We start from the raw sequence: 16863 nt of genomic DNA on the forward strand, positions 1-16863 counted from the left end.
CGACCCCACGGTAGAGAACCTAGCGTGTCCCCGCCGCGCGGCCCATGAACACCGTCACTATGCGGGTGTATCAGACACCTTTCCATAGTGTTTCCCGACCACATCGATCGCATCGTCTGTGCCACGGGCAGGCTCCATCGACATGAACGGAATGCTCCTGCGAGTATTGAGCGCATGGGTTCACCGGATGTCACCCCCGCGGGCGGGGACGGGGAGACGCAGAGCGCGATTCCCACACAGACCGAAGTGCTCGTGGTCGGTGCCGGACCGGCCGGATCGGCCGCCGCCGCATGGACCGCGCGGGCCGGTCGCGATGTTCTACTCACCGATTCCGCCGTTTTCCCACGTGATAAGACCTGCGGCGATGGACTCACCCCTCGTGCGACCGCCGAATTGGAGCACCTCGGGCTCGGGCCTTGGCTGCGCGCGCACACGGTGAACCACGGCCTGCGGATGACGGGTTTCGGTCGCGAGGCGCTGCTGCCGTGGCCGGGCGGTTCCTTTCCTACGTACGGAAGTGCCGTTCCCCGAACCGAACTCGACGACAAACTGCGTGAGACAGCCGTGAAGTCGGGGGCCAGGATGCTGGATGGCACGAAAGTGATCGATGTCATCCGGGAGGGTGATCGCGTCACCGGTGTGACGGTGCAGACAGCGCAGGGCTCCCATTCGATCGGCTGCAAGACGCTCGTCGTCGCCGACGGTGTCCGCTCCCCGATCGGCAAACTGCTCGGGCGCACCTGGCATAGGCGGTATGCCTATGGCACCGCGGCCCGCGCCTACATCAAATCCGCGCGCAGCGACGACCAGTGGATCACTTCGCATCTGGAGCTGCGCAATGCCGACGGTGAGTTGGTGCCGGGCTACGGCTGGGTATTCCCGCTGGGCAATGGCGAGGTGAATATCGGCGTCGGCTCGCTGGCCACCGAGCGTCGGCCCTCGCATATCGCACTGAAACCGCTGCTGGAGCACTACACCTCGGCGCGCCGCGAGGAGTGGCAGCTCGAGGGTTCGCTGCGGGCGGTCGCCTCCGCGCTGCTGCCGATGGGCGGGGCGGTATCGAATATCGCGGGACGCAATTGGGTGCTCATCGGCGATGCGGCGGGCTGCGTGAATCCGTTGAACGGCGAGGGCATCGACTACGGACTCGAGGGCGGGCACATGCTCGCCGGACTGCTGGACGAACCGGATCTCACGACGGTGTGGCCGGAGCTATTGCGTGCCCGCTACGGGCGGACGTTCTCGGTCGCGCGGCGCATCGCCGGTTTGGCGACCCACCCGCGGATGGTGCCGATGGGCGGGCCGCCGGTGATGCGGTCGAAGTATCTGCAGCGCACCGCGGTTCGGGTAATGGGCAATCTGGTCACCGATGAGGATCTGGATCTGACGGCGAGGGCCTGGCGGGCCGCGGGCCGCGCGTCCTACCGGTTCGACGAACTCGCCCCCTTCACCTGATGACCGGATTACCCGCGCTCTATCTACTTCCGCATCTGCGGCGGGCGCGGGACCTTGCCGATCGCAGCTATGCCGAGCCGTTGAATCTGGACGAATTGGCCGCTGCCGCGGGGGTTTCGAAGTATCACTTCCTGCGCGCGTTCGCGGCCGTGTACGGCGTGACGCCCGCGGCGTATCTGGCGGAGCGACGGATCGAGCGGGCGCAAGACTATCTGCGGGCCACCAACCTGACCGTGACCGAGGTCTGCATGCTGGTCGGCTACAGCAGCCTCGGATCGTTCAGCAGTAAGTTCCGGCAGTTGGTCGGGGTGACGCCATCGGAGTATCAGGCAAAATTCGCGGACGGCGCGCCGCGGATTCCAGGCTGTTATGTGTTCATGCATGGGCTATCGGACCGCAAGCCGCGCAGTTGAGCGGTTCGCAGAGCTCAGCAATTTCGGAGAAGCGTCCGGGTCGATGCTTTTCCTAGCCTTTGGGCATGACTATTACGAATGTCTCGCTGGTCACCGTGTACGTCACCGACCAGGATGCGGCCAAGCAGTGGTACACCGAAAAGCTGGGGTTCGTCGAGTCCAGCGATGTGACGATGGGCGACAACGGATTCCGCTGGGTCAGCGTCGCACATCCCGATCATCCGGAACTCGAGATCACCCTGATGATTCCGGGACCGCCGCTGGACGAGAATCTCGCAGAGGCCATCCGCCGTGCCCTTGCCAATGGCACCAACGGCGCGCTCGGCCTGAAGACCGACGACTGCCAGAAGACGTTCGAGGAATTGACCGCCAAGGGTGTGGAGTTCGTCCAGCCGCCCGCCGAACGCCCCTATGGGACCGAGGCGATCATCCGGGACAACTCCGGCAACTGGCTGGTGCTGGTGGAGCCCAAGGAATTCAGCCCGCAGGATTTCGCCGGATAGCCGCCGAGCCCGATTCGCCCCGGCTTTCGCCGGGGCGTGCGGAACAAGTCAGGCGCTCACCTGCGCGGCGACCCACTTCTCGATATGTTTGCGCTCGCTCTCGAGCACCCGGTGATGCAACTGCTCGGCGAGCGCTTCGATGGCACCGCCGACCAGCCGAACCTTCACCTGCACGGTGCCGACCACCTCGATCTCGGCCCCCTCGGCGGTCGGTCGCAGTTCGTAGGTGCCCGACATTTCGGAGCTGATGCCGCCGGTGGCGCCCTCGAAGGTGCCCTTGGCGATTTCGCCGTCCAATGCCTGCCAATTATCGGTGCGCGAGAGCACCAATTCGCTCTTGAGCACCTTGCTCACGATGCCGGGAACCTTGTCACCGCTTGCCTTTTCGGTCATGTGAATGCGGATGGTGCCCGCCCCGTCCGGATGCGATAAGTCGAGCGTGGCGGTCTCCGCACGGGCGAAGCGGGACTGCCAGAGGTCATCGGTGGTGAGTGCCCGGTGAAGATCTTCGACCGGGACGGCGTAGGGCACGGTGAAGCTGAATTTTCGGGACATGGCCGCCCACGGTATCGGAGGCGGCAAGTAGCCTGTTGTGGTGTCGGAAACCAGCCAGTCTGAAAGGCGTTCGAACCGCCTGCGGCGGGCCAGGATCGGGGTACTGACGGCGGCGGTCTTCCTCAGCGCCCTCGTCGTGCTGCTGGTGCTCGCCGCCTGGCGAAACGACTATCTGATCAGCTCCGACAAGGGTGTGACCTCCGCCGAGGTGCTCTCGGCCGGGCGGCTGCGTTCGGCGGTCATCTATGTCACACCGGACGGGAAGACGCACAACCCGAAGGTCGGGGTGCTCTATCCGACCAACCTCACCGCCGGTGAGCGGATCAATGTGGAATACAGCCGCAAGGATCCGGATCTGGTCCGGGTGGCCGGGCGCGACGCGCGGGTCGCGATTCAGCCCGCGCTGTCAGTGATTCTGGTGGTGTGGGCGGTCGCGGTGCCCGCGATGTGGCTGCTGCTGCGGGCACAGCGCCGCACGCCGGGCCCGGTGAACGGACCGCACGCGGCGGCCGGCGCCGCCTGAGGCGAGCAGCCCCGACAGTTCGCCGGATCTTTGCGTATCGGTCATGTCGACGTGACGGCGTGGCGCGTTGCGCGGGTCAACCTGGGATGGTGCGCGTAGCCATCGTTTCGGAGTCGTTCCTGCCGAATAAGAACGGCGTCGTCAATTCCGTGCTCCGGGTGCTGGACCACCTGGACCAGCACGGGCACGAGGCGCTGGTGATCGCGCCGGACACCCCGCACGGGCTGCCCGCCGCTCCACGGGTCTACAAAAGGTTCCCGGTGCATCTGGTACCAGCGGTGAGGGTACCGAAAGTCAGCTCACTTCCGGTGGGCCTGCCACAACCCGGCATCACCGCCGCGATCGACGAATTCGACGCGGATGTGGTGCATCTGGCCTCGCCCTTCCTGCTGGGCGCGGGTGGTCTCGGTGCGGCGATGCGGCTGGATCTGCCGACGGTCGCGATTTATCAGACCGATGTGGCCGGATTCGCGAAAAGTTACGGGCTCGGGCTGGCCAGTCGGGCGGCCTGGGCCTGGACACGCCGGATTCACGAGGGCGCGACACGGACATTGGCACCGTCACGCGCGGCGGCCGAGGATTTGCGGCGGCACGGGATTCCGCGGGTGCACCGCTGGGGCCGCGGTGTCGATATCGGTCGGTTCACGCCGTCGGCGAAGCGGCCGGAGCTGCGGGGCTCCTGGTCGGGTGGTCAGGACACGTTGCTGGTCGGGTTTGTCGGGCGACTGGCCCCGGAGAAGCATGTGGAGCGGCTCGCAGTGCTGGGCGGCGATCCGGCGATCCAGCTGGTGATCGTCGGGGACGGGCCCGAGCGGACCCGGTTGGCACGGATGATGCCTACCGCCATCTTCACCGGTGAGCTCGGCGGTGACGACCTCGCGCAGGCGTACGCGAGCCTGGATGTGATGGTGCACGCGGGTGAGCACGAGACGTTCTGTCAGGGCGTGCAGGAGGCACTCGCCGCCGGGGTGCCGGTGATCGGGCCGGATGCGGGCGGACCGCGCGATCTGATCGCGCACTGCCGCAACGGCTATCTGCTGCCCGTGGATCGCTTCGCCGAACTACTGCCCAGTGCGGTTGCGTCGCTTCGTGATCCGGTCTTGCGTGCGCGATTCGCCGCGGCCGCCCGCAAGTCCGTGCTGCGCCGGACCTGGCCCGCCATCTGCACCGAGTTGATGGGCCACTACACCGACGTCACGGGGATTCGGACCCGATTGCCGCACAGCGCGTGAGGCGTTCACATGTGAGTTTCGCGACCTCTGAAAGGGTGTGACGACGAAAAAGGCAGGCAGGTCCGACGGCAGGACAGATTGTCTGGGCCAGCTCGGCGCGGGAGTCTCGCCCCTCATGTGTTAGGCGCGGTAGGTTCGGGGTGTGGCGAAAACAGAGCAGCGGGAACCGGTTCGGGCTTCGCTGGACAAGCAGCCGCACGAGGTCGCGTCGATGTTCGACGGGGTCGCGAAGCGGTACGACCTGACCAACACCGTCATCTCCTTGGGGCAGGACCGATATTGGCGCTGGGCGGTGCGCAAGGCCGTCGCGCCGCGGCCGGGTGAGCGGGTGCTCGACCTCGCCGCGGGCACCGGCATTTCCACGCTGGACCTGGCGAAATCTGGTGCCTGGTGTCTGGCGGCCGACTTTTCCCAGGGCATGCTCGCCGCGGGCAAATCCCGCGATGTGCCGAAGGTGGCCGCCGATGCGACCGCGCTGCCCTTCGCCGACGATTCGTTCGACGCGGTGACCATCTCCTACGGTCTGCGCAATATCTCCGAAACCGATACCGCGCTGCGCGAAATGCTGCGGGTCACCAAGCCGGGCGGGCGGATGGTGATCTGCGAATTCTCCACGCCGATCGTGCCGGTGTTCAGCACCATTTACCTGGAGTACCTGATGAAGGCGCTGCCGAAGGTCGCGGTGGCGGTGAGCAGTAATCCGGATGCCTACGTCTACCTCGCCGAATCCATCCGGGCCTGGCCGAATCAGCGGCAGTTGGCGCTGCGGATCGCCGATGCGGGCTGGTCGTCGGTGAAATGGCGCAATCTGACCGGCGGCATCGTCGCACTGCACCGCGCTTACAAATTGGGCTGACCGCCGAACCGGACCGCGCACCTGGTCGCGGCATATTTTCGTGTCGCACGCCACACCTCACGAGGGAAATCTGGTGCGGTGAGGTTAATTGTCACCTGCCGATAACGTTGGGTAAATCGGCCGCAACCGGCGGTGCGCATGATCGGTGGCATGACCGATGCAGGCATCGACCGCGCGAGCACCGCCACCACAGCGTGTTCGTACTGCGGCGTCGGCTGCGGCATCGTGGTCGAGACCCGCGTGGGTGCCGACGGCGCGCCGGTCATTGCCAAGGTGCGCGGTGACAAACTGCACCCGACGAATGCTGGCCGGCTGTGCACCAAGGGTGCTACCCACCAAGAGTTGATGGCGGCGCCGGGGCGGATGGAGACCGCGTACCGACGGCCCGAGCGCGGTCAGGTGCCGGTGCCCGTGCCTGTCGACGAGGCGGTGCACGAGGTCGCCACCCGGCTGCGGACGATTCTGGACGAACATGGACCGGACGCCATTGCGCTGTATGTCTCCGGGCAGATGTCCCTGGAGGCGCAGTATCTCGCGACCAAGTTGGCCAAGGGATATCTGCGAACCAAGCACATCGAGGCCAATTCCCGGCTGTGCATGGCCAGCGCCGGGACCGGCTACAAGCAGTCACTCGGCGCGGACGGGCCGCCCGGCTCCTATGACGACTTCGAACACGCCGATCTGTTCTTCGTTATCGGCGCGAATATGGCGGACTGCCATCCGATCCTCTATCTGCGCATGATCGACCGGGTCAAGGCCGGGGCGAAGCTGATCGTGGTTGATCCGCGGCGCACCGATACCGCGGCGCGAGCCGATCTGTTCCTACAGATCGCACCGGGTACCGACCTAGCGCTGCTGAACGGGCTGCTGCACCTGCTCGTCGACAACGGTGATATCGATGCGGACTTCATCGCCGAGCACACCGAGGGATGGGCCGCGATGCCGGAATTCCTCGCCGATTACCCACCGGACAAGGTCGCCGCGATCACCGGGCTCGCCGAGGCCGATATCCGCAGGGCCGCGCGCTGGATCGGCGAATCCGGTGCATGGATGTCGCTGTGGACCATGGGACTCAACCAGTCCACCCACGGCACCTGGAACACCAACGCACTCTGCAACCTGCACCTCGCTACCGGGGCCATTTGTCGTCCCGGCAGCGGGCCGTTCTCGCTGACCGGCCAGCCGAATGCCATGGGCGGGCGCGAAATGGGTTATATGGGACCGGGTTTGCCCGGCCAGCGCAGCCTGCTCTCCCCCGCCGACCGCAGCTTCGTGGAGACGGCGTGGGGTGTCGAACCCGGCACGCTGCGCACCGAGGCCGGACCGGGCACGATCGAGATGTTCCGCGAGTTGTCCGAGGGGCAGATCAAGGCGGCCTGGATCATCTGCACCAATCCCGTTGCCACCGTCGCCAACCGCAAGACGGTCATCGGTGGGCTGGAGGCGGCCGAGCTGGTCATTGTGCAGGACGCCTACACCGATACCGCCACCAATTCCTACGCCGACATACTGCTGCCCGCCACGCTGTGGGCCGAAGCCGATGCGGTGATGGTGAATTCGGAGCGCAATGTCACGCTGCTGCAGCGCTCGATGGATCCGATCGGCGATGCCCGGCCGGACTGGCTGTTGATCGCGCAGGTCGCCACCGCGATGGGTTTCGAAGGTTTCGAATACCGCTCCAGTGCCGACGTTTTCGACGAGATCAAGCAGTTCGCCAATCCGAGCACCGGATACGACCTGCGGGGAATGAGCTACGAGCGGTTGCGCGAGGGGCCGATGCAGTGGCCGTGCGCCGAGCCCGACCGCACGCGCAACCCGATCCGCTACCTCAATGACGGTGTCAGCCAGGAGCTTTTCGTCGACGACGCCGGGCGCCAGCCCCGGTTGGCGTTCGCGACACCGAGCCGTCGCGCGGTGTTCTGGCCGCGCCCGCACATGTCGCCGGCGGAAATGCCCGACGACGACTACCCGTTCGTGCTGAATACCGGCCGCTTGCAGCATCAGTGGCACACCATGACCAAGACCGGCAAGATCGACAAGCTGACCAAGTTGACCGGGCAGCCGTTCGTCGAGGTGCATCCCGATGATGCCGAGCGGCTCGGGGTCCAACCGGGTGACCAGCTCGAAATAGCTTCCCGGCGTGGGCGAGCGGTGCTGCCGGTGCAGATCAGCGACCGGGTGCGGCCCGGGGATTGCTTCGCGCCGTTTCATTGGAATGACGAGCAGGGCGAATATCTGACGATCAATGCCGTGACCAATGATGCGGTCGATCCGGACTCGTTGCAGCCCGAATTCAAGGCGTGCGCGGTTTCGTTGCGGCGGGTCGCGGTGATGCCGAAAGCGACCGAAACTCCTTCGGTACCGGAAACCGTCACAAATCACGGCTCGCACCCGTTGGCGGTCATGCTGGGGCTCGATGTGGGCACTGCCCCTACGCTCAGTGAGACCGAGCGGATCTATCTCGCCGGATATCTTTCAGCGCTGCAATCCATTCCGGTAACAGGTCAGCCGGTGCTGCCCGAATCCGCACCGCTGGCCAAGAACAGTCGGTTGTGGATCGATGGGCTTTTGGCCGGTATGTATTCGCGAAGTGCGGCAATAGAATCCGCGCCCGCCGATATGGCCCCCAACCAGCCCGCCCGTCCGATCACCGTGTTGTGGGCCTCACAGACCGGCACGGCCGAAGAGTTCGCGGCGACGACGGCCGCGCGCCTGACCGAATCCGGCTTCGCGCCGCGGCTGCTCGATATGGACTCGTGCGAACTCCACGAACTCACCGGTGATGTGCTGGTGATCAGCAGTACCTTCGGCGACGGTGGTCCGCCGGATAACGGCACCGACTTCTGGGAACGCCTGGACGATAGCGTGATCCGCTTGACCGGCATGCGGTACGCGGTATTCGCACTCGGCGATTCCTCCTATGACGACTTCTGCGGTCACGGACGCAAACTGGACGCAAAACTGACCGAGCGCGGGGCCACCCGACTCCTCGCGCGCGTCGACAGCGAACCCGATTACGAGGAGGCGGCGGCGCGCTGGCTCGACGAGGTGCTCACCGCACTCGACGACGGTGCAGCCGAACCGAATTCATCCGGTCACCGCGGACCTCGGCCGCCCGAACGGTCCACCGGCGCGACGATGGTGCTGACCCGTACGGCACCGTCCGTCGGAACCCAGACCGCCGGACCAGCGCCGTTCACCCGCAACGCCCCGGTGACCGCACCGCTGGTGCGCAATGAGCCGCTGTCGAATGTCGGATCGCAGAAGGAAGTGCGTCAGTTCGGCTTCGACCTGCGTGGGCTGAAAGCGGGCTACGAAGTCGGCGATTCACTCGGGGTCTGGCCGACGAATGCCGATTCGATGGTCGCCGAATGGCTCGGCGCGACCGGGTTGGACGGTCGCCGGATGGTCGAAGTCGACAACCAGGAATTGCCGCTGGCGCAGGCGCTGCGGACCCGCTACGACATTACGAAGGTCAGCCACGATCTGCTCACCTTCATCGCCGAACGCAATCCCAATAATCGGCTGGCGAAACTACTGCGCCGCGATAATCGCAATGAGCTCGCCAACTACCTGTGGGACCGGCAGGCCGTGGATGTGCTGCGCGATTTTCCAGTGCGCGCCGATCTGGTCGAATGGCTCGGCACGCTGAAAAAGCTACAGCCGCGCCAGTATTCGATTTCGTCGAGTCCGCTGGTCAGTCCCGACGAGGTGCAGCTCACCGTGGGTGTCGTCCGATACGGCGATCCGGCCGCGACCGGATCGGCCGTGCGCCGCGGTGGGGTGTGCTCGACCTTCCTCGCCGACCGTGCCGACACCACCGAATCCGCAGTGCCGATCTTCCTGCAGCGTGCACCGCATTTCCGGCCGCCGCTGGATCCGACGACCCCGATGATCATGGTCGGCCCCGGCACCGGCATCGCGCCGTTCCGCGGCTTCCTGCAGGAACGCCGTGCCCTCGGCTGCAGCGGCCGCAACTGGCTGTTTTTCGGCGATCAGCATGCCGCCCAGAATTTCTACTATCGAGCGGAATTGGAGGATATGTTCCGCTCGGGCTTCCTCACCCGCCTCGATCTGGCCTTCTCCCGCGACCAGCGCGAGCGGATCTACGTGCAGCACCGGATGATCGAGCACGGGGCCGAGCTGTGGTCCTGGCTGCGCGACGGCGCGCACTTCTATGTGTGCGGTGATGCCGCGCGCATGGCCAAGGATGTCGACGACACCCTACTGGCCATTGCCAGGATCCACGGCAAGCTCGACGAGGACGGGGCGCTGGCATTCCGGAAGCAGTTGGTCGCCGAGAAGCGGTACGTTCGCGACGTGTACTGAGGGTTGGCCTGAATTCCCGTCTCGATCCTGCGCGAGCGGCCGATCGCATCACACCGCGGGAGCACTCAACCGAGCGAAATCCGGCAGCCGGTAATACGGATAGTAGGGATACGCCGGGGTAGTCGCGCTGGCCTTGTCGAGGCGCGCGACCTGCTCGGCATCGAGTTCCCAGCCGATCGCGCCGAGGTTCTGGCGCAGTTGGTCCGCATTGCGTGCGCCGACGATGACAGTCGATACCGTCGGACGCCGCAGCAGCCAGTTGAGCGCGATCTGCGGAACGGTTCTGCCGGTCTCGGCGGCGAGTTCGTCGAGGGTGTCGACCACGTCATAGAGCTTTTCGTCATCGACCGGCGGACCCGCCTCGGCGGTCCGATGCAGGCGGCTGCCCTCCGGAAGCCGTTGGCCGCGACGGATTTTCCCGGTCAGCCTGCCCCAACCGAGCGGACTCCAGACCACCGCACCGACGCCCTGATCCTGGCCGAGCGGCATGAGCTCCCATTCGTAGTCGCGGCCGACGAGTGAGTAGTAGACCTGGTGCGCGACGTAGCGAGTCAGGCCGTGCCGGTCCGCCGCGGCAAGGGATTTCATCAGCTGCCAGCCCGCGAAGTTGGAGGCGCCGAGATAGCGGATCTTGCCCGCGTGCACCAGATCGTCCAGTGCCGCAAGGACTTCCTCTACCGGGGTGTGCGCGTCGAAGGCGTGCAGTTGGAACAGGTCGATGTAGTCGGTGCCGAGCCTGCGCAGTGAACCCTCGACCGCGTTGATCAAGCGCGAACGGCCGGAACCGGCGTCGAGCGGACCTGGACCGGTCGGCAGACTCGCCTTGGTGGACAGCAGCAGTTGGTCGCGCCGGCCCTTGATGGCCGCACCGAGCACCTCTTCGGAGGCGCCGTCGGAATAGACATCGGCCGTATCGAACATCGTGACGCCCGCATCCAAACTGATATCGACCAGTCGACGCGCCTGCTCCGCATCGGTATCACCCCATGCGCTGAACAGTTCCCCACGCCCACCGAAGGTGCCCGCGCCGAAGCTCAGCGCCGGGACGGTCAGACCTGATGCACCGAGCCGACGGTACTCCATGATGACTCCTAAAGGGTCTATAGTTCCGTTAATGGTTCGAACCATACACCCATCGCACCGTAAATGAAACTGGAGTTCCGTTATGGAGTCTGACGCCGTTCCTGGCTCGATTCGCCCAGGCGGGCGTACTGCCCGCGTCCGCGAGGCGGTGCTACAGGCGGCGGGCGATCTGCTCGCCGAGCGCGGATTCGCACACCTGGACCTGACCGAGGTCGCGGCGCGCGCGGAGGTCGGCAAGACGACGGCCTACCGCCGCTGGCGCAATGCCACCGGACTCGTCACCGATTTGCTCGTCGATATGGCCGAACAATCGCTGCCACACGCCGATACCGGCTCCCTACTCGGCGACCTCACCGCCAACGCCCGCCTGGTCGCCAAAACCCTGACCGACCCCCGCCAAGGCAAGCTCTTCCAGGCCGTCATCGCCGCAGCCACCTGCGACGAGACCGCCGCAGCCGCCCTGCGTCGCTTCTACGACATCCGCCTCACCGAATGGACCCCCTGCATCGAAGCCGCCATCACCCGCGGCGAAATCCCCAGCAACACCGACGCCCGCGCCGTCCTCACCGCCGTCTCCGCCCCCCTCTACTACCGCCTCCTGGCTAGCGGCGACCCCATCGACGACACAGCCGCCCGCACCGCCGCCGCAGCAGCCGCAACGGCAGCCTCAGCGGGAATCTTCACAGCCCGACCTAAAGCGCCACACAGCGCCTGAGGGCCAGCCGAGAGCATCGCGAGGCCTAACCCGGCCGTCGATCAAGATCAGGTGGCACTGGTTCGGGGTGGCTTTTCGGGCGACGCCGCCATGGATGCCACCTGATCTTCATCACATGTTGGTGTGGGATTGGTGGACTTCGAGGGCGGTGCGTAGGAAGTCGAGGATGGTGTGCAGTTGGGTGGGGTTGTAGCGGGCCAGGGCTTTTGCGCCGGCTTGGCTGACGGGGGTGAAGATTTCGGCTGCGGTTGACTGGGCGGTTTCGGTGGCTTCGATCAGGACGCGGCGACGGTTGGCTGGGTCCTGGTTGCGGGTGACGAATCCGGCGCGGACGAGTCGATCGATGACGGTGGTGGTCGCGGCAGGGCTCAGCTTCAGCTGGACACTCAGCTCGCCAGCGGCGAGTGGGCCGCGACCGAGCACGATGTCGAGGCAGCGGGTGTCGGTGCGGTTGAGGCCGAGGCGGGCGGCGACGGCCTCATCGAAGGCATCGAAGCTCTCCTGGAGCAGGCGCAGTTGCATCCCGATCTCGGCGATGATTTCATCTTTCGACATTCGAAGCTTTCTGTTATCGTATATTTCGTTCCTCGAAATGATAGCACGGAAAGAGATCAGCACCATGAACGAGACCCTCGATCGCGCCAGCACCGACGACGCACAACTCAGCGCGGTTTTCCAGCAGCTCATGCAGACCTGGACCGACAACGATGCCGCGGCATTCGGCGCGCTGTTCACCGAGGACTCCGACTACGTGTCCTATGACGGCACCCGGGCGATCGGCCGCACAGAACACCAGGCCAACCACGACAAACTCTTTCGCGGTGTGCTCGCCGGTTCGGCCCTGGTCGGGGAATTGGAGTCGATCCGGTATGTGACGCCGGATGTCGCGATCCTGCACGGCACCGCGTCGGTGCTGATGCCGTGGCGGTCGAAGCTGCCCGAACGCCGCCTGTCGCGGCAGACCGTGGTGCTGGTGCGGACCCACGCCGGGTGGCGGATCACCGCGATTCACAACGGCCGCGTACGACCGGTCACGGTTCCGAACCCGGATTCGTTCCCCGCCATGATGTCTCAGCTGATGGCGCGTATCGCGCGCAAGCTCGGCCTCGGCAGGTGATCAGTTGACCCAAGAGGGGTCGCGGCCGGTGAGTCCGACGATGCGGTCCAGCAATGGGGCGGTGTCCGGAACTCGAACGACCGGGCCGAACATGCCCGCGGTGCCCTCGGGTGGTGTGTCCCTGAGGAATTCGAGCAGGATAGTCAGATGGGTGGGGTCGACGGCCGGTTGCCGACCGATTGCGCGGGCGAGATCCCAAGTGTGGACCACGATTTCGTCCAAGGCGATCGTGGCCATGACAGCCGCCGGGGCGGTCACACCGCCCGCTTCGGTTTGGCCGTCCCAAGCCGACGGCTCGCGCCAGGCCGCGACTAGTGCCTTCAGCTGAGCCGGAATGCGGGAGCGCCAGTCGGCAGGCAGGTCGCTGTCCGGGCCGACGGCGGGCGGGACCGAGCGGCCGACCGCCTCCTTGGTCGCGGCCTGCCGGAAGGCCTCGGTCAGTCCGATGACATGGGCGAGCAGGTCACGCACGCTGGTGTCGGTGCAGGGCGTGGGCGCGGTGAGCTGATCATCGGTAGTGGCGCCGACCACCGCCTCCAAGGCGGTGGCGGCCGGTTCGAGATCGAAATTCGGGTGCATCGGGTCCTCCTCGGCAACGGACGTCGTCGATTGAGACGGCGCGCGCCAACGGAATTCATCGGTGCCAGGCTCCCGTCCACCGCCGATCACATCCGGTCGTCACCACCGCACGTGGCTTCCCTCCCGACGACCACTGGCTGCCCCGCCACCGCACGGAGCATTCCCGCGCCCACCGACCACATCCGGTCGCCACCACCGCCGAGGCTTCCCTCCCGACGACCACTGGTCGCTCCGCCACCTCAGAGCTTCCCGTCGACGACCACACTGGTCGCCCGCCACCGCACGGAGCATTCCCACCACCGACCACACCCGGCCACTCCGACACCGCGCGAGGCCTTCCCACCGCCACCGACCACACCCGGCCTCCCCGCCACCTCATGTGGTTTCCCGCCCGACGACCACTGGCCGCTCCGCCACCTCACACCTTCCCGCCGACAACCACTGGTCGCGCCGCCACCGCACGGAGCGTTCCCGCCACTACCGACCGCTTCCAGATCGCTGCAGCACTGCGCGCAATCTTCCGGTCACCGCCCATCGCAACCAAGTCGTAGCGGCGAAAGGTGCTGGAAAAGCGGAGAATTGGTAGATGAAGGGCGATCGAGTGGAGATCGTCGTCGATTTCGGCGACGGGTCTCGCAGTTATGAAGTGGCCGCGACGCGGGCCGGGCGCAAGGTCGAGGTGCGCATCGCGCGTGGGGTGGTCGAGGTCAGCGAAGTCACGCGAACGGGCGTCGCCGTGCGGACGGCACGGTTCATGGCGGGGCGCACATTGGCGCTCGTCGAATTCCCGGCGAACGGTTCGGGTCCGGTCGATGGCGAGTAGCGGATGGGTTGCCGCACGGGCCGACTAGGTGCATTCTCAACAGTGTTGGACTGCTGTCCGCCTGCGCTGTGATTCACGCAGCACCTAGAGTTCGTTCGGCAGCGCACGGGGTACCCAGCCGAAAAGCACGCGCGGAGAGGAATGAACGATGACCGATCCAAGCACTTCCCGCACCGTCGACGCGGTTCCGGAAGCCGACTACGTCGAGCAGAACGTCCCCGCCTACGACGAGATCGCCGATGACACGGCCGACGACAGCACCGAACGCGATCTCGCGGCGGCGGTCGACCGAGATGCCTTCGAAGCCAATCCGGCCGATGTCGTCGAACAGTCGATCCCGGTGCCGCTGGATGACGATCGCGATTCCGAGCCGGAGTATTGATCGGGCTCGATCTGGAGAGGCTCGCCGGCACCTAAAAGTACGGCAGAAGCGATCGCACGCTGGCTCACTCGCTAGTACTCACTCACGGCGCGATCTTGGCCCGCACCGTCGCGTGCAACTCTCGGAGACTGGAACGCTCGGTCGCGACCTCTAGCACCCGCAATCCGTGCGCATGCCCGGCCAACTCGACCGCCAACTGCTCGGTATCGACCTGCTTGTGCGGAATACGGTAGGCGGCGCACAGTGCGGCCAGATCCATCCCGTGCGGCGTACCGAACACCCGCTCGAAAACACCGGCGTACTGCGGATCGCCCTGCTCCAGGAGTTCGAAGATGCCGCCGCCGTCGTCATTGGCTACCACGATGGTCAGATCGGCGGGGCGGGGTTCACCGCGGCCGATGAGCAGGCCAGAGGCGTCGTGCAAGAAGGTGAGGTCACCGATCAGCGCGATGGTGCGGCCGGTGTGGTGCAGTGCCGCACCGACGGCCGTGGAAACCGTGCCGTCGATTCCGGCGACACCGCGATTCGACAGCACCTGAACACCGGGCCGCGGCTGTGCGACCAGGGCGGCGTCGCGCACCGGATTGGACGCGCCGAGCAGCAGCTGATCTCCCTCGCGCAGTGCGTCCATCACCACCGCGGCCACATGCAGCCCGGTCGGCTTGGGGTGGTTCGCCAGTTCCGCGCGCACGACCTGACCGGCCTTCGCATCGAGTTCGCGGCATTGCGCGAGCCAGTCCGCACTCGGTGCGCCCGTGGTCACCGCTCTGGTTCCGGTGCCGACCACATTGCCGGAGACATCGGGCCAGCGCGGACCTGTGGTGAGCGCGTAGACGGTGACAGCCGGATCGGCCAGCACCTTGGCGACTTGACGATGTAGCGTCGGCCGCCCGGTAATGATCGCCTGGCGCGGCTTCAGCAGCGGCAAGGCCAGCGGATGCAGGGACGGACCGTGCATCGGGGCGGTTGGTTCGGCCACCGTCGGCAGTTCGGCCAGTTCCGGCCGCAAGCCGGCGCCGTGGCCGGAGATGACGACGGTGTCGGGCGTCAGGTCGAGTTCGAGCGGCACATCGAGGGTCGCGTACCGGGTGCTCGTCCATGCCTCGCCGCCGGGGCGGCCCTGGGGTGCCCATTCGTCCGGCGTGTGATCCGGCACCAGCGGTTCGCGCAGTGGGATGTCGAAATGCACCGGCCCCGCATTGCCGGAACGGGTGCCGCGGGCGGCGGCGAGTACCCGGCAGACCGCCGAACGCCACTGGCTGTTCTGCTGGCCGTAGGGCACGCCGCCGTCGGTAGCGGATTCCTCCTCAGCGAGTCCGAGGCTGATCGAGGCACGGACCTGGCTACCGAATAGCCCGAGCTGTTCAACGGTCTGATTGGCGCCGGAACCGAGCATTTCGTAGGGCCGGTTGGCGCTGAGCACCACCAGCGGAACCCGGGCGTAGTTCGCCTCCAGCACCGCCGGGCCCAGATTGGCTACCGCGGTCCCGGAAGTCATCACCACCGGTACCGGCAGCCGACTGGCGATGGCGAGACCGATGGCTAGGAAGCCCGCGGTTCGCTCATCGATGCGCATATGCAGGCGGAGTCGGCCCGCCGCATCGGCCGCCTGCAGTGCGAATGCCAGGGGCGCGTTTCTCGACCCTGGGCACAGCACGACATCCCGCACACCCCCACGCGCGAGTTCGTCAACGACCACTTGCGCCTGCGCTGTAGACGGATTCACGCCTCCAGCCTCTCAGACAGTTCCTTCGACGTCTTCGTCACCCTGCTCACATCGGCACCTCGCTAGCGCTCGGCACCATTGTGCCCAGTGGGCGCTGTGCCAGTGGTTCACTCGCTGCGCTCCCGCACGACAGATGTCTTCGATTGGGATTTTGCCGCCCGCGTCCACCACCGGACGCGGGCGGCTGGCATGCGCCGCATATCGATGATCCGCATCAGCACAGCGAATCGATTTGCGGTGCAACGCTACCGCCCGATCACTCCCCGCGGAGCGAGTCGTACGAGCGACCTTCGCGGCCCGCCTCGCATTCGAGCCGTCGAAACGCATGCGACGAACTCGAAGTCTCGACCATCCAGCACGCGTGCACCAGATGCCGAACACCCCGCCACCAGCAACCACCACGGAGCGAGTCTTACGAGCGACCGTTCGCGGCCCGTCTCGCGTCCGAGCCGTCGAAGCGCATGCGACGAAGTCGCGAGTCTCGACCATCCAGCACGCGTGCACCAGATGCCGAACACCCCGCCACCAGCAACCACCACGGAGCGAGTCTTACGAGCGACCGTTCGCGGCCC

The 16863-nt window shown here is 66.2% G+C and carries 16 protein-coding genes; 11 read left to right on the forward strand and 5 right to left on the reverse strand.

What is annotated here, in order from left to right; genetic code table 11:
- Positions 1-174: 174 nt before the first annotated feature.
- From ACIBG0_RS39880 to ACIBG0_RS39890, 3 genes are all read left to right on the forward strand, one after another.
- A complete protein-coding gene (locus tag ACIBG0_RS39880) occupies positions 175-1455 on the forward strand; it encodes a geranylgeranyl reductase family protein (protein WP_397040428.1) in 1281 nt (426 codons plus the stop codon).
- On the forward strand, positions 1455-1868 hold the full coding sequence (locus ACIBG0_RS39885) for a helix-turn-helix transcriptional regulator (RefSeq protein WP_397040430.1): 414 nt from the start codon (positions 1455-1457) through the stop codon (positions 1866-1868). The genes ACIBG0_RS39880 and ACIBG0_RS39885 overlap by 1 nt, the downstream gene beginning before the upstream one ends.
- 65 nt (positions 1869-1933) lie before the next feature.
- The gene (locus ACIBG0_RS39890; RefSeq protein ID WP_397040431.1) at positions 1934-2371 is read left to right on the forward strand and encodes a VOC family protein; all 438 of its coding nucleotides are present in this window, start codon (positions 1934-1936) and stop codon (positions 2369-2371) included.
- A 48-nt stretch (positions 2372-2419) separates the two neighbouring features.
- Here ACIBG0_RS39890 and ACIBG0_RS39895 read toward each other — a convergent pair whose 3' ends face one another.
- A complete protein-coding gene (locus ACIBG0_RS39895; protein ID WP_397040433.1) occupies positions 2420-2926 on the reverse strand; it encodes a DUF2505 domain-containing protein in 507 nt (168 codons plus the stop codon).
- A gap of 40 nt (positions 2927-2966) precedes the next feature.
- Between ACIBG0_RS39895 and ACIBG0_RS39900 the strand changes: the two genes are divergently transcribed.
- The 4 genes from ACIBG0_RS39900 to ACIBG0_RS39915 all read left to right on the forward strand — a co-directional run bounded on the left by ACIBG0_RS39900 (position 2967) and on the right by ACIBG0_RS39915 (position 9866).
- The gene (locus ACIBG0_RS39900; RefSeq protein WP_397040434.1) at positions 2967-3449 is read left to right on the forward strand and encodes a DUF3592 domain-containing protein; all 483 of its coding nucleotides are present in this window, start codon (positions 2967-2969) and stop codon (positions 3447-3449) included.
- Positions 3450-3538: 89 nt separating this feature from the next.
- Positions 3539-4681 carry a glycosyltransferase family 4 protein gene (locus tag ACIBG0_RS39905; protein WP_397040435.1) on the forward strand — a complete coding sequence of 381 codons (1143 nt, stop codon included), beginning with the start codon at positions 3539-3541 and terminating at the stop codon, positions 4679-4681.
- A 142-nt stretch (positions 4682-4823) separates the two neighbouring features.
- Positions 4824-5537, forward strand: coding sequence for a demethylmenaquinone methyltransferase (locus ACIBG0_RS39910; protein ID WP_397040436.1), 714 nt, complete (start codon positions 4824-4826; stop codon positions 5535-5537).
- 138 nt (positions 5538-5675) lie between these two features.
- On the forward strand, positions 5676-9866 hold the full coding sequence (locus ACIBG0_RS39915) for a molybdopterin-dependent oxidoreductase (protein ID WP_397040438.1): 4191 nt from the start codon (positions 5676-5678) through the stop codon (positions 9864-9866).
- Between the two features lie 48 nt (positions 9867-9914).
- Here the strand turns inward: ACIBG0_RS39915 and ACIBG0_RS39920 are convergent, their stop codons facing one another.
- Positions 9915-10949 carry an aldo/keto reductase gene (locus tag ACIBG0_RS39920; RefSeq protein WP_397040440.1) on the reverse strand — a complete coding sequence of 345 codons (1035 nt, stop codon included), beginning with the start codon at positions 10947-10949 and terminating at the stop codon, positions 9915-9917.
- A gap of 82 nt (positions 10950-11031) precedes the next feature.
- Here ACIBG0_RS39920 and ACIBG0_RS39925 point away from each other — a divergent pair, with 82 nt between their 5' ends.
- A complete protein-coding gene (locus ACIBG0_RS39925) occupies positions 11032-11664 on the forward strand; it encodes a TetR/AcrR family transcriptional regulator C-terminal ligand-binding domain-containing protein (protein ID WP_397040442.1) in 633 nt (210 codons plus the stop codon).
- Between the two features lie 111 nt (positions 11665-11775).
- On the opposite strand, the gene ACIBG0_RS39930 is transcribed toward ACIBG0_RS39925, so the two are convergent.
- The gene (locus tag ACIBG0_RS39930) at positions 11776-12219 is read right to left on the reverse strand and encodes a MarR family winged helix-turn-helix transcriptional regulator (protein WP_397040443.1); all 444 of its coding nucleotides are present in this window, start codon (positions 12217-12219) and stop codon (positions 11776-11778) included.
- A 64-nt stretch (positions 12220-12283) separates the two neighbouring features.
- On the opposite strand from ACIBG0_RS39930, the gene ACIBG0_RS39935 reads away from it, so the two are divergent.
- Positions 12284-12781, forward strand: a complete 498-nt coding sequence (locus ACIBG0_RS39935) for an SgcJ/EcaC family oxidoreductase (protein WP_397040445.1) — start codon at positions 12284-12286, stop codon at positions 12779-12781.
- On the opposite strand, the gene ACIBG0_RS39940 is transcribed toward ACIBG0_RS39935, so the two are convergent.
- Positions 12782-13360, reverse strand: a complete 579-nt coding sequence (locus tag ACIBG0_RS39940) for a TIGR03086 family metal-binding protein (protein WP_397040447.1) — start codon at positions 13358-13360, stop codon at positions 12782-12784. It abuts the gene before it with no gap.
- A gap of 586 nt (positions 13361-13946) precedes the next feature.
- On the opposite strand from ACIBG0_RS39940, the gene ACIBG0_RS39945 reads away from it, so the two are divergent.
- Entirely contained in the window at positions 13947-14183 is a 237-nt protein-coding gene (locus ACIBG0_RS39945) for a hypothetical protein (RefSeq protein ID WP_062983773.1), read from the forward strand.
- A 148-nt stretch (positions 14184-14331) separates the two neighbouring features.
- Entirely contained in the window at positions 14332-14565 is a 234-nt protein-coding gene (locus ACIBG0_RS39950; protein WP_397040449.1) for a hypothetical protein, read from the forward strand.
- Between the two features lie 82 nt (positions 14566-14647).
- Here the strand turns inward: ACIBG0_RS39950 and menD are convergent, their stop codons facing one another.
- Positions 14648-16291, reverse strand: a complete 1644-nt coding sequence (gene menD / locus ACIBG0_RS39955) for a 2-succinyl-5-enolpyruvyl-6-hydroxy-3-cyclohexene-1-carboxylic-acid synthase (RefSeq protein WP_397040451.1) — start codon at positions 16289-16291, stop codon at positions 14648-14650.
- Positions 16292-16863: the final 572 nt, after the last annotated feature.

Origin of the sequence: Nocardia sp. NPDC050630 (genome assembly GCF_044457245.1) — a bacterium.
In the GTDB taxonomy this organism is placed as follows: domain Bacteria; phylum Actinomycetota; class Actinomycetes; order Mycobacteriales; family Mycobacteriaceae; genus Nocardia.